13 protein-coding genes and 1 pseudogene are annotated in these 12,623 nt (G+C 44.5%); 6 read left to right on the forward strand and 8 right to left on the reverse strand.

Features of this window, described 5'->3' with window-relative positions:
- Both DXZ20_RS34355 and DXZ20_RS34360 read right to left on the reverse strand, forming a co-directional pair.
- A pseudogene (locus tag DXZ20_RS34355) lies at positions 1-411 on the reverse strand (NB-ARC domain-containing protein); the annotation flags it as partial.
- The gene (locus DXZ20_RS34360; protein ID WP_163703049.1) at positions 404-841 is read right to left on the reverse strand and encodes a hypothetical protein; all 438 of its coding nucleotides are present in this window, start codon (positions 839-841) and stop codon (positions 404-406) included. The pseudogene DXZ20_RS34355 and the gene DXZ20_RS34360, both read right to left, overlap by 8 nt.
- Positions 842-1,070: 229 nt before the next feature.
- Between DXZ20_RS34360 and DXZ20_RS34365 the strand changes: the two genes are divergently transcribed.
- Positions 1,071-1,919, forward strand: a complete 849-nt coding sequence (locus DXZ20_RS34365; protein WP_163703050.1) for a class I SAM-dependent methyltransferase — start codon at positions 1,071-1,073, stop codon at positions 1,917-1,919.
- A 261-nt stretch (positions 1,920-2,180) separates the two neighbouring features.
- Here the strand turns inward: DXZ20_RS34365 and cruG are convergent, their stop codons facing one another.
- The 4 genes from cruG to DXZ20_RS34390 all read right to left on the reverse strand — a co-directional run bounded on the left by cruG (position 2,181) and on the right by DXZ20_RS34390 (position 6,686).
- Positions 2,181-3,380, reverse strand: a complete 1,200-nt coding sequence (gene cruG, locus DXZ20_RS34370) for a 2'-O-glycosyltransferase CruG (RefSeq protein WP_163703051.1) — start codon at positions 3,378-3,380, stop codon at positions 2,181-2,183.
- Positions 3,381-3,397: 17 nt separating this feature from the next.
- Entirely contained in the window at positions 3,398-4,309 is a 912-nt protein-coding gene (gene cruF, locus DXZ20_RS34375) for a gamma-carotene 1'-hydroxylase CruF (RefSeq protein ID WP_163703052.1), read from the reverse strand.
- A 742-nt stretch (positions 4,310-5,051) separates the two neighbouring features.
- Positions 5,052-5,582 carry a hypothetical protein gene (locus DXZ20_RS34385; RefSeq protein ID WP_163703053.1) on the reverse strand — a complete coding sequence of 177 codons (531 nt, stop codon included), beginning with the start codon at positions 5,580-5,582 and terminating at the stop codon, positions 5,052-5,054.
- A 729-nt stretch (positions 5,583-6,311) separates the two neighbouring features.
- A complete protein-coding gene (locus DXZ20_RS34390) occupies positions 6,312-6,686 on the reverse strand; it encodes a rhodanese-like domain-containing protein (RefSeq protein ID WP_163703054.1) in 375 nt (124 codons plus the stop codon).
- 362 nt (positions 6,687-7,048) lie between these two features.
- Here DXZ20_RS34390 and DXZ20_RS34395 point away from each other — a divergent pair, with 362 nt between their 5' ends.
- The gene (locus DXZ20_RS34395) at positions 7,049-7,228 is read left to right on the forward strand and encodes an NblA/ycf18 family protein (protein ID WP_163669221.1); all 180 of its coding nucleotides are present in this window, start codon (positions 7,049-7,051) and stop codon (positions 7,226-7,228) included.
- 64 nt (positions 7,229-7,292) lie between these two features.
- A complete protein-coding gene (locus tag DXZ20_RS34400; RefSeq protein ID WP_163703055.1) occupies positions 7,293-7,508 on the forward strand; it encodes a hypothetical protein in 216 nt (71 codons plus the stop codon).
- Between the two features lie 102 nt (positions 7,509-7,610).
- On the opposite strand, the gene DXZ20_RS34405 is transcribed toward DXZ20_RS34400, so the two are convergent.
- Positions 7,611-9,131 (reverse strand): cryptochrome/photolyase family protein, encoded by a 1,521-nt coding sequence (locus DXZ20_RS34405; RefSeq protein WP_163703056.1) that lies wholly within the window; start codon positions 9,129-9,131, stop codon positions 7,611-7,613.
- Between the two features lie 321 nt (positions 9,132-9,452).
- Here DXZ20_RS34405 and DXZ20_RS34410 point away from each other — a divergent pair, with 321 nt between their 5' ends.
- The 3 genes from DXZ20_RS34410 to DXZ20_RS34420 are packed head-to-tail and all read left to right on the forward strand — an operon-like array spanning position 9,453 to position 11,976.
- On the forward strand, positions 9,453-10,289 hold the full coding sequence (locus DXZ20_RS34410; RefSeq protein WP_163703057.1) for a DUF3598 family protein: 837 nt from the start codon (positions 9,453-9,455) through the stop codon (positions 10,287-10,289).
- A 32-nt stretch (positions 10,290-10,321) separates the two neighbouring features.
- A complete protein-coding gene (locus tag DXZ20_RS34415; RefSeq protein ID WP_163703058.1) occupies positions 10,322-11,776 on the forward strand; it encodes a DASH family cryptochrome in 1,455 nt (484 codons plus the stop codon).
- Positions 11,777-11,793: 17 nt separating this feature from the next.
- Positions 11,794-11,976 carry a DUF2256 domain-containing protein gene (locus DXZ20_RS34420; protein WP_163669231.1) on the forward strand — a complete coding sequence of 61 codons (183 nt, stop codon included), beginning with the start codon at positions 11,794-11,796 and terminating at the stop codon, positions 11,974-11,976.
- Positions 11,977-12,081: 105 nt separating this feature from the next.
- Here DXZ20_RS34420 and DXZ20_RS34425 read toward each other — a convergent pair whose 3' ends face one another.
- The gene (locus tag DXZ20_RS34425) at positions 12,082-12,339 is read right to left on the reverse strand and encodes a TIGR03643 family protein (RefSeq protein WP_163703059.1); all 258 of its coding nucleotides are present in this window, start codon (positions 12,337-12,339) and stop codon (positions 12,082-12,084) included.
- Positions 12,340-12,623: the final 284 nt, after the last annotated feature.

Raw genomic sequence — 12,623 nt, forward strand, 5'->3', positions numbered from 1 at the left:
GGTGACGGCAACCATCGAGGCAGCTTGTAACTTCTCATGCACTTGGGCTAAGGGCTCCTCTCGTCCTACAAACTTCACCACCCCACTCAAAGGCAGATTGCTGGGAATACCTACAGGTCTAGAAAGATAAGCTGCCAGAATCCTATCTAGGGCAGATTCCACTAAGCTAGGATCTGTGACCTGCAAGTGGGTACCAATGTAAGCTTGACCTCCCTCGACCAACACCTGATAGCCTGTCGCATCTCCTTGATTGATTTGCACCGCCTTATCCGTCAGTGCCCTTTTCAGGCTGGCATCGGCCTCAATCAACTCTTGCAAATAACTAATCAGGTCATTCAATCCACTGTTTGGAGAGGTTTGCAGCTTTTCTCCCAATCGCTGGCACAGTTGCTCAATCAACTTATCAGCCATGATTGTGAATCTCTCCGATTTGCGTATCCGTGCCCCCGGTTACCTTTATCTGCCAGCCTCTAGCATTTTCTCGGTTAATTTGGGTCATTGAGCTGTTGTCTTCAATTTGGGTCAACTCAAAATGCAGTTCATCCGCCAGCTTTTTCACCGCTTGAGCAAACTCCGACTGATCATCCTCCCATAGCTTGAACAAATATTTCTTTAGCTTTTGCGCTTCTTCTGGCTTGTCCTGGGTGGCTCCCTCCAGTGCTGCCACTGCTGGTCTAATGCCGTGGATCTTATTCCAGACGACGGTACCAAGCTGCATGACCTTCTGGGTAAGAGCTGTGGTTAAGTTTTTACCCAATTCTCCGGATCCCCCCTCGACAAATTTATCCAGAGCGATTTCGGCGATTGCCTGTGCCGCTGTTAATGTTAGTGCTCCTATCATTTCAATACTCCGTAATTGGATTTTCTCTAGTTGTAACTGATTTAATACCGGATTGTTGACTTGAATGATTGGACAAGCCAAATTATAGGGTTTCAAGGATGGGTTGCTATCTCTAGCCGCCAGCTAACAAGTTGATGAAGCGGACGGTTGAGAAATCTTGGTGGTGTTGCACAGTTATCTGCCGCCGCTTATCTTCATCGTTATGTGGAAAATAATAAAGAAGACATCTATGTTTAATAAATTAGAAGAAATAAACTCGCGCCCTATGCCTTTTCAGTTCTATACGGCAGAAGATTTATGGACTGATGAGTATACATCAAAGAAAATGCTTGAATATCATTTGAATGAGGCTGTTGACCTCTCATCCCGAAATAAAGATTTTATAGCCCGATCTGTAAAGTGGATAGTGTCTCATTTTGGCATCCATTCAAATACAAGTATTGCTGATTTTGGGTGTGGGCCAGGGTTGTACACCACTCTGTTTGCTGAAAATAATGCTGATGTTACCGGGATCGACTTTTCCGAAAGGTCTATTCGGTATGCAAAAAAGATCGCTGACCAAAGAGGATTGAATATTACATACTGTCAACAAAACTACTTGGCGTTTGAGACTGAGAAACGATTTGATCTCATTACGATGATTTTTTGTGACTATTGTGCGTTAAGCCCATCGCAGAGAAAAACAATACTTGCCAAGTTTCACAATTTTCTAAAGCTTGGTGGATCAGTCCTATTGGACGTTCATTCATTAAATGCGTTCAATAATAGGGATGAGGTTGTAACATACGAATATAACCAACTCGATCATTTTTGGTCTTCTGAAAATTATTATGGATTCCTGAACACATTCAAATATGACCAGGAAAAAGTAACACTTGATAAATACACTATAGTTGAAGAGAAGAGAATCCGTGTTGTCTATAACTGGCTGCAATATTTCAGCCAGGATTCATTACGTGAAGAGTTTGAAGAGAATGGATTTGAGGTCGTAGAGTGTTACTCTGATGTCGCAGGCTCGGCTTTTTCCACAAATTCTGTTGATATGGCAGTGGTTGCGAGGAAAGTGGAGAGTACATAACAAGCTAATGAACGCGGATGCCAATTTCGCTGCGCTCCATTTGCACAGGTTATTTGCACCGTTAGCTGGAAGGTGATTGTTTTTCCTTCAAAATAAGAATTGTTGCCCAGAAGATAATTTATAAAGAAACAAGCTCCCACCAAACGGCTCTTCGGGATCTAGTATGCTGATGTAATGTTTGACACATGCACGAGCGATGGTCCTCTACTCACTTTGAAAACAGAACCACCAGTGGTGTTATAGTAAAAGACTGAAATTCAATTAAGCTAACGGCACGTTATTTAGATCATACTTCCGTCCACGCCAGCTTTTAGGTGTGCGAAGTGAGGATAACATAATGCGTAAAACTGCCAGTGGATCGGCCAAAGGCGATAGCCAAAATAACCACTTTCCTTGGGCCTGAGTCAAATCGTAGGAAACCGAAATTGCAAACTGTAAGGCAAATCGAATTGCAATCAGACCGCCATTTAATCCGATAGTTAGCCTTAGCGATAGGCTGGGATTAGTAGCGCCTAACAGTAGGATAGGTAGGCTTAGCCATGGCAACGCCTGCACACTGGTCAAAAACCACAAATCGCTCCAAACCTGACTTTGCGAAGATGCATCCTTGAGATCAAGAGAGCGTCCCCATTCTTTCCAGGTTTCCTCCATCCCCTCATACATGCGAACTTTTAACAACAAAGCTCCATCCCAAAAGCCTACTTTTGCCCCAACGTGAGCAGCGTATCGGGCAAGGGTAACGTCATCACAAAAAGATGTTCTTGCAATGGTGTAACCTCCCAGCTGATCTAGCAGTTCTCGCCGACAAAGAAAGCATTGGCCATTGGCCATGACTCGTTCTGAACAATTATTATTAGCACCTGTAGGACCAAAGCGGTACACCAAAGTCATCAACAGTGCAGGCTGTAACCATATCTCACCAGGGGTCTTCAGAATAAATCGAGGAGATAGAGAGACTAGATCATAACCTTCCTCCTCAGCTGCTGATATCAATGCTGCTACCAAACCAGGTTGGGGTTGGGTATCAGCATCAATACCTAATACCCATTTGCTATGGGGAGAGCTGTGGGTATAGCCATAGTGGAGAGCCCACGGACGTCCTACCCAATTGGGGGGTAAGGGATCATCGGTCAATAAACAAAATCGGAAGTCCTCTGCCTGGGCAGCTTTAACTAAATCACGAGTTCCATCTGTTGAGTGACTGTCCACCACCAAAATTTCACGCACTTCATCAGTTTGATGCCTTAGGCCCTGTAGACAGGGAGTAATCCGTTTAGCTTCGTTAAGCGTTGGTACCACCACACTCACAGCACCTGATTGGTCTGGTGCTGCTGACCGAGGTTGGAGTGGACGACGACGGGTAGGGCCTTTGAACAGCCGTGATAACAATACCATCACGGCTGGTAGCTGAACCGCCAGCAGGATAAGTGAGATAGCACTGAGCCCATCTACCTCCTGCATCAAAGTAGCCACATTTATCACGATTCAGATACCCCAGCCGTATGCATTTCAACGGTTGGTCGTAACCGTATTTGCACCATGACTAAGTCGCTATCGATGGGGGCAGTCAACCAACACATGAAGGCTGGTAACAAACCCAAAATCAGTCCTAGAAACACAGGAGTATAAATGCCGCCTGCTAAGCTCATCAACATGGCAAAGCTAAAGTTGGCCATGTAGATAATCAAGGGTATAGATAGCTCGGAACGAGTCAGCCTATTAACATGCCCATTTTCTCGCCAGAAAGTGGCCGCGATAGACATGAAGATCAACCCAGTGAAAAACCAACCGGCAAAATTCTGATATGGCATACCGAAAAACTCTCCTGGTGTATGCCAATACCAAAATGGCATCGCTGTTTGGCTCATGGCTGGGTCCAACACGAAATCCCAAGACATGAGCAATAACGCCCCTGTCGTTAAGGCTGGTAGTTGCCACAGACCAGACTGGCCTTTCGTCAGGAGGCCACCTCGCGCCAGTAAATAGCAGGAAATGCCTAAATAAAACCAAGACAGAGGAATAGTAAACGGAACTAACCCAGCAATCTTATAGCCCAAACCATTGAGGTAGCTGTAGTCGCCAAATGGCAAACCAGTACTGGTACCCAATAATTCACAAGACAAAGACACACTAATAGCGGGTATCAAAAAAGCGAGCAGTGCCTTAAGCCCAATAGTCCGATAACAATAAAGAGAGGTAGTGACTACTCCCATTAGGATATAGGCCACTCCACCACCTGCTAAACTCCAGCTGTAAAGAGTGGAACCCGCTGGTAAATATTCCAAAATCTCTGGATGAGGCATTACCCAAAGTAACCCTGCTAAACCAAATACCATCGAGAGAACGTGGCCCCAAAGGCACCACTTTTCCACGCGCATTAATAAATTCATACCCGATAAACCTCAAATCAAAGTGCTAGCCATCTAAAAATCTGCTGTGGCCACAGAAATAATGCAAAATAACTTGTTATCCATACGCAAGACTACATACACACTGGTGAAATAATCTTGAACCCGCCAAAGTATCTGAGAGCAATGAATCAGCGGTAGATGTAACAACTTTGCCGCTCTAATGAGAAAGGTTAAGCTATCAAAACACTATCCATTTGAAAAAGTGCTTTATAAAAGTTCATATTTATAGTTAGACAGTATAGCAAGCTGAGCCCCTGGAGTGAAACATGGAATACATCAATGATGCTGATTGAGAGGCTCACGGCGGTTTCACCTGTCTTTACTACACCCTGGAAATGCTAAGTCAAAATATAAGAAGGGGCTGACAGTGTTTTAATTAGACAGTATCAAGTTCTGGATACCCCTGCTGAATCGAGCTGATAGAAGGGCGTATTTCAATTTGTTCCTACTGTAAAGGTATTCGCAATGACCAGGGCTCTTGGTTAACTGTTGCGAAGTTTATCGAACACTATTCAGATGTCGAGTTTACCCATGGCGTTTGCGATAGTTGTATGCAACAGTATTTCCCAGATGTGGCTAAGGTTATACTTTCAGAAACTGCTCCCAAAGCTGATACTTGGGCAGATGCAATATTTGGAGGGAAGTGATGAGAATATCAGGGACCATGCGATCATGATCCCATTCTTAGATTTTTTGTACTCTTTTTGAGCAATCAAAGGAATTACACTCGACTGGTCTCAACATACCCTTGCAAGTTTTCAGGACCGTACTTGCGGAGTAACTGGGTTGCCTCTTGAATGAAAGCAGATGTTCCCTGGGCAATAATGAGATACTTACCCGAATTTAATCGGTTTCGATAAGCGATCGCATCCTTGCTGCTGACGGTCCAACCAGACAAAGTACCTGTAGCAAAAGCACCAAAAGCCCCTGCTGCTGCACCAAAGAGTCCACCTAAAATGTGATTGCCCACATTGCCAAACCAGCTAATGATTTCAATACCAGTTAGCAAGTTGAAGAAATAACCTGCTGCGAATCCAAACAGGATGATCCAGTTTGCAAGCAAATCAATCTGCTTTTTCGCCTCATCATTGGGATTTATCAAGCCAAACTCGTCTGCAGTTTTGTAGCCCCTTCCTAAGATGTCCAGTTGTTCTATAGGCAAGTTGGCTTTCTGTAGAGCTAAATATGCCTTCTCAGCTTGTATCCGTTCTGGTAGTACAGCAACTAAATAGTTTTTCTCGTTTTTATCCATTGGAGTGACTCCGACGATTTTAGACTTTTACTTATTCGACTTTGCAGGGCATATGCGCCATACCAAGCATTGAAGATTCGGAAATAATGATTGGTTGCAATGCTTACAACCAAGGCCGAGACCAATAAAGCAGGCCGGCATTTCTCAGCTACTTGCACTCTTGCATTGAAGAGAAAGGAGTGCTGACGCTGCCATTGCAGCAATACAGAAAGAAAAGAAGTTTTAGACGAGTTCAAATTACCCTACAGAAAGTTCTGTAGGAAGAACCGAAAAAGGTGTTGTTAACATGGTTATCACTTAGAGAGCTGTGTAACGTTGTTTGTGACTAACAGTTCAGTCGAGCGCCGTGTATACTCCTCAAAAAAACGTTGACCAACTTGAGCTCTATTCCCAAGCTGTCTGCAACGTTCATCACTAGCGTTAAGTCTAGAAAACTACGGTGGTTGCTAATCACTAGCATCGCTCTCGTGGACGGAATTCTTTCTGCGTGACGAATGTTTACTTGAGTTCCTGTTGTTATCAACAAACTGCGGGATATGTGCAACAGTAAGTCAAAGAACATGGGTCAAACAGATGAATATAACTTTGACTCAGAGCAATTGAGCTACTTTGTAAAGCCTGTTTCATGAAAGCAATCCGCGAAGAAATAAGCTCCCACCAAACCATGTGGCTATGGTGAGGAGCTTGTTTTTTAGAAAATAGGAGAACTTGGCTGAAAGAGGTCAAGTGCTAGGCAGCTACCAGAGCACCTTCGATTGCACCTCTAGCTGCTTTCCATGCTGCTAAGCCACCGGTAAGCTCAGAAACATTGTGGAACCCAACTTCACGGAGTTTAGAAGCCGCTTTAGCAGTCTGCACATCAGAACTTCCATAGATGTAGATGTCACGTTCATACTCAAGAGATGCAGAGGCATTTACCACCAATTCATCCATGGGCATTAGAATTGCCCCGGTAATGTGACTTGAGTTGAAAGCATCTCTACTTCTGACATCAATGATAGTCAGAGCAGGTTCGCCCCAATCAAGACGATCTTTGAGGTCAAAGACAGTGGACTGAGCCTTGAGAGGCCCTGGAATTGAAAAGAGAAATGAAGGAGTGGGCATAACGTTAAACAGCTAAAGATGCTGTAATTAGGAGCGGTATCTACAATGTAACGCAATATAAAGAGAGTGTTAATTTATATTTTAATTAAATTGACCTTTTAGGATGGACTTAATGAATACACCATAAGTAAATATGCTTGTTAATACGATTTTGCAAACCTAAAATGACTGCACCACTGGTCTCACTAAACGACTCTGATATAACGGCTGCAGCTTCTATCCAGCTCCTTAACCCAACACTAAACCACTGACGATGGATACATAGGCATAATTGCTTATCATAAAGTATTTACGCTTGCAAGGTTTGTAACGTAGTGTTAAGTTGTCGATTGTAAAGGTCAACGATCACTGTTGAGGTTGCTATGAACGTCCGTGAACAACTTTCCTTAGAGCAACAATTTGAACTGAAGGCCTTTGAACAGCAAGTTGAGCGGCTCTCCCATGAAGATGCTCAGATATTACTTGTGAAATTGAAAGAATTAATGCTTTTTCAGAATGCATCTTTCAGTCAGATCCTTAAAGAAGCTTGGGGTATTGGCTAACCCATTGGTTTTATATTTGGATTTTTTTATAGAGCCAAACCGTCGATATTTTTAGCAGATAACCATGACAACACAACCGTTCAGATTGGAGCAACAGCAGGTGCCTCAGGCCAGCAGTGCTCTGGCGATTATGTTCTTCTTGCTGGGGATGCCAAATTTTTATGTTGCCTTGCAGCACCGATCGCAGCATCAAAGGTCAGCTATGTCGTTTTTGCCAGTAAAGGAGATAGTACTCTTTGGGGTTGCAGCAGGCGGAACCCTCTCCTGGCTAATATTCTAGTTAGAAATGAGTGTTTTTTCTTGCTGAACCACTGCAGAGCTTTTCCAAGACTATTCTTTAGGTGACCGGTTTACAAGCCGTCTCACGTTACTTACTGTAGAGCTACTCATCGGTGTAAGACTTATGCCAATCTGTTGCCTGTTGGTGAATTTGAGCTAAATCCTCTGCAGCCATCTTGTCTAAGTTCTTCAAGATAAAGCTCATACGGCCTTGGGATTGGAGTTTATCTCGATGTCGATCCAGAAAATCCCAATAGAAAAAGTTGAACGGACAGGCATCTTCACCGATACGGGCCTTGGCATTGTACCGGCATGATTTGCAGTAATTACTCATCCGATTAATATAATTGGCCGAGGCCGCATAGGGTTTAGAGGCCAAGAGTCCGCCATCAGCAAATAATCCCATCCCTAGGACATTGGTTTGCATGACCCAATCATAGGCATCAATAAACGCAGCGTGAAACCAGCTTTCTACAGCTTGAGGAGACAGCCCTGTAATCAGGGCAAAATTGCTCAATATCATAAGCCTTTGGATATGGTGGGCATAGCCGGTGCGCTGCACTTGGGAGAGAGTTTGATGCAGACAATTCATCTCGGTTTCACCAGTCCAGAAAAACTCTGGTAGTGGTCGAGTGTGGTTAAACCAATTACGATTGGAGTACTCGATAACGTCATCGGCTACATAGCCATACAGCCCATGCATATACTCTCGCCATCCAAGAATTTGGCGAATAAGTCCTTCCACACTGTTGAGAGGCAGCGCACGTTCGTAGTGAGCTTGCTCTACTGCCTGAATCACCTCCATCGGTTGAATCAAGCCCAGGTTTAAATAGGGAGATAGTAAAGCGTGCCACAGGGTATCCTGCCCTGTCACCATGGCATCCTGATAGGGGCCAAAGGTTGCTAAGCGCTGCTCAATAAAGTTCTCCAATACCTGTAAGGCTTGCTGACGAGTGACTGCCCATCGAAATGGTTCCAAATCTCCATAGGAGGAGAAATTTTGGCTCCTGACATGCTCAATGACGGTCTTAGTCACTGCATCTGGTTCGAACCAAAGAGGGTCTGGCGGATTGAGATCCCCTTTGGGTGGTTTGCGGTTGGCTTTGTCATAATTCCACTGTCCCCCAACTGGAGTCTTGCCCGCCATGAGAACCTGGAAACGTCGTCGCCCTTCTCGGTAGAACGTTTCCATTAGTAAGGTTTTTCGACCCGTTGCCCACGCTTTAAATTCCGCTTCCGTCCAGAGGAAATGATTATTTGGAACAAATGTCAGTTTGAAGGGTAAGTCTAAAGCTTGGATTTGGCTGGCAAAGGGACGGTCATTCGGAGTCATGATCAACAGTTCGGTCACCTGATTGGCCTTTCCCCACTGCCTCAAGGACATTTCAAAGTTGTCAGCTATTTCGTAGGTTACAGGCCACCCCGCCTGCTCCAGCTCGGTCATAAAGTGACGCATGGCAGACCAGACTAGGATCAACTTCTGTCGATGATACGGGCGAGAACGAGCAAACTCGGAGGATGCGATCGCAATAACAGGTGTCTGTGCTTTACGATCAGCACAGCGGAGTAGCGCTGACTGCCCAGCCCAAAGTTGATCGCCTAATACCCAAACTCCTACAACCATAGAATCTCCAAAGACTCAGATCACAAAACTGCTTTGAGCCTACGCCCCAAGAGGGAAGTAGATATTGTTTCACATCCTACTAAACCCTTACAATGTTTACAAAAGTCTAGAAAAATAACTACTGTGACATTCATTTTGCGAATGCTCTAGCAGTTTATACACAAGCTATGGAGAGAGACGTATCTAGATAGGTCTTAAGGGAAGTGATTTGTCCACAAATGCCTGAACATATTGCTTGTTTTTAGGCAATTTTGTAGAGATAGCAAAGCATTTCTGTAGCTAAACAGAAGTTTCGCGGGCTTTTAGAGGCCATTCAGATTCATGATGGAGACCAACTGGGAAAATTTCTTAAAAAATTTAGGGGAATGGCAAGGTTCGTTTACCTCAGTTTCACTGGAGGGAGAGATCTTAGACTCGACTCCTTCGATTCTTAACCTGGAAGGGGTCGAAGATAATCAGTTAGTAAAGTTCAGGGTTCGTCGATTTGGTTCTGGTGGCTACGGTGAACCTCCTGTTTCAGACTACTCACAGGAGTATCGCTCCCTAGGAAAACAAGTGGTTTTCTTCGAAACGGGAGCCTTCACTAAAGGGTCACTGCAACTGGCACCCTTTAGTGAATTTGGAGCAGAATACGGTTTTGTGACTCAAAACCGTCGATTGCGTTTTGTCCAACTCTACGATCGTCAAGGAGAGTTGAGCAGTCTTACCCTGATTCGAGAATTTCGCACAGGCACAAATGCTGCTGAACGCTCTCCCCTGACCATTAAACAGTTGGTGGGGCAGTGGCAAGGGACCGCTTTGACGGTTTACTCTGATTGGCAGCCATCTGCGACCTATACAACTCACTTGGACGTGCAAGAAATCAATGGTGGACGTTTGCAACAAACCCTATCGTTTGGCAATCAAGCCATTACATCAACTGCTCAAATAACAGGTAATATCCTGCAATTTGAAGAGAGTCCTACCCCACGAAAGATTTTATTACTCCCTGATGGCACATCTAGTAATACCCCTCTACACCTCAAACTCCGGCAGTCGTTTTTTGTTGAGTTAGGCTGGCTCGTGACGGACAACGAACGTCAACGCTTGATTCGTAATTACAACGAAAAAGGTGAATGGGTGAGTGCAACCCATGTGACTGAACACAGAGTTAAGTAAGTTTTTTTGAAGGTCAGATATTGTACTTACGGATGATCAATTTAGTTTGGTACCGCAATGATTTACGCCTGCATGACCATGAGCCAATATTTCGCGCACTTCAGCAAGATGCTCAGGTTATTCCAGTCTATTGCTTTGATCCACGCCATTTTTCCACGACTTCTTTTGGTTTCCCCAAAACGGGAGCTTTTCGGGGGCAGTTCTTGCTTGAAAGCGTAGCTGACTTGCGCCATTCGCTAAAACAGTTGGGCAGTAACTTAATTGTTCGATATGGCTTACCCGAGGACGTGATTCCACAACTTGCCCGGCAGTTCAACATCAAAGCAGTTTTTTGCCATCATGAAGTGACTGCTGAGGAAGTTGCTGTTGAAAAAGCTCTCCAAGATGCACTGCTTATGCTGGGAATCCCATTGAAAACATTCTGGGGGGCAACGTTATACTATCCTGACGATCTACCTTTTGGGATTGATCAACTGCCAGAACTGTTCTCTAAATTCCGTAAGCAAGTTGAGAAAGCTGTGGTGGTTAGGAACGTGTTTCCTACACCTGTCCAGCTACCAAAACTAGCTGAAGTTGACGTGGGGCAACTCCCTTCACTAGAGACGTTAGGGCTTAGTGCTCCACTACTTGATGATCGAGCTGTTCTCATGTTTAAGGGTGGAGAGAACGCAGGACAATCAAGATTACATGATTACTTCTGGGCTAAGGATTGTCTCAAGGACTATAAGCAAACTCGAAATGGTATGTTGGGAGCTGATTACTCTTCCAAACTTTCGCCATGGCTGGCCTTAGGCTGCCTTTCACCTCGTTGGATCTATGAACAAGTCCAAGCCTACGAAAGTGAACGCGTTCGTAACGACTCCACCTATTGGTTGATATTTGAACTATTATGGCGAGATTTTTTCCGTTTTATCTGTGCAAAACATGGCGATCGCATTTTTTACCGCACTGGATTGCAACGATTAATGATCGCTTGGCAAGAAGACTGGCCAAGATTCCAACGTTGGCAAGCGGGCAAGACAGGCTTTCCATTAGTTGATGCAAACATGCGAGAACTAGCGGTTACCGGGTTTATGTCTAATCGAGGCAGACAAAACGTTGCCAGCTTCCTCACAAAAAATTTGGGCATTAACTGGCAGATGGGAGCAGAATGGTTCGAATCTCAATTAATTGACTACGATGTCTGTAGCAATTGGGGAAATTGGAACTACGCTGCAGGTGTTGGCAATGATGCGAGAGGCTTCCGATACTTCAATATGCTCAAGCAATCCAGTATGTACGATCCCACTGGCGACTACATCAGACATTGGCTGCCAGAGCTTATGCAAATTCCTGGAGATAAAGTTCATCAGCCAGAAAAACTCACTATGGAGGAGCAGAAAAGGTATCAATGTCAATTAGGTATAGATTACCCGCGCCCAGTTGTTGACTTCTTTAAGTCCATAAAGTCAAATGAGCGACGTTACAATTCTGCATTCACTAGCTAACACACTCCCTGGAACATATGGCACGTCAGCGCTCTAAATCGAATCTTCCCACTAAAGTTTGCCCTGTTTGCAATCGCCCTTTCAGTTGGCGCAAAAAATGGGCCGCCTGTTGGGAAGACGTAAAATATTGCTCAGATCGCTGTCGCCGCCGCCGATCAAACGTCAAGACTGACAAAGAGAGACCAGATTCTGATTCATAACTTTCCTAACCTACTGACTTGGAAAATTAGGAAATATAAAGAAGCAACAACTGAGATAACAACATTCCCATAGCTGGAGCTGGATTTCCCGGTTAGTGATACTATTTATGAACCCTTTTGATTTTGCGAACGGAAGCGTCCACTGTCAAAGCTTCGCCGCTTCAAATGTTTTGTTTTGCGCCCAGTAACCCGTTTTCGCCACATCTTGAAACTGGAATGCTTCATTTCTCGCCGCATCAGCGTAATGACCTGTTTTTCCTTAAGGCCATATTGCAGCTCAATAGCTTCAAAGGGAGTGCGGTCCTCCCAGGCCATTTCGATGACTCGGTTAACAGTATTGGGGTTTAGACCAGAAAGTTTCATCAAAGGGGTTTCTTTAGTGTTGCGTCAAAGCAAGGAACCTGCATTTTACTCAGACTGAGTAGTGCTCAATCTATTCTCCTATACATATTTCTCAGACATTATAGCAGTCGCCACTAAGCACGACTTTATCCAAGTAATCAGGGAGTCTCTCATAAAACCACAGTAATTACATTGACTTTTCCAGCCTTTTAGGTCCTTATAGCGTTCCTATTTGATTGGTGAGAATGTTCCATACATATGCATTTTGGGAAAGTCAAAGAGTTCCAGGGCACAAAACTGCTCAA

Origin of the sequence: Adonisia turfae CCMR0081 (assembly GCF_011009555.1) — a bacterium.
Classification (GTDB): domain Bacteria; phylum Cyanobacteriota; class Cyanobacteriia; order Phormidesmidales; family Phormidesmidaceae; genus Leptothoe; species Leptothoe turfae.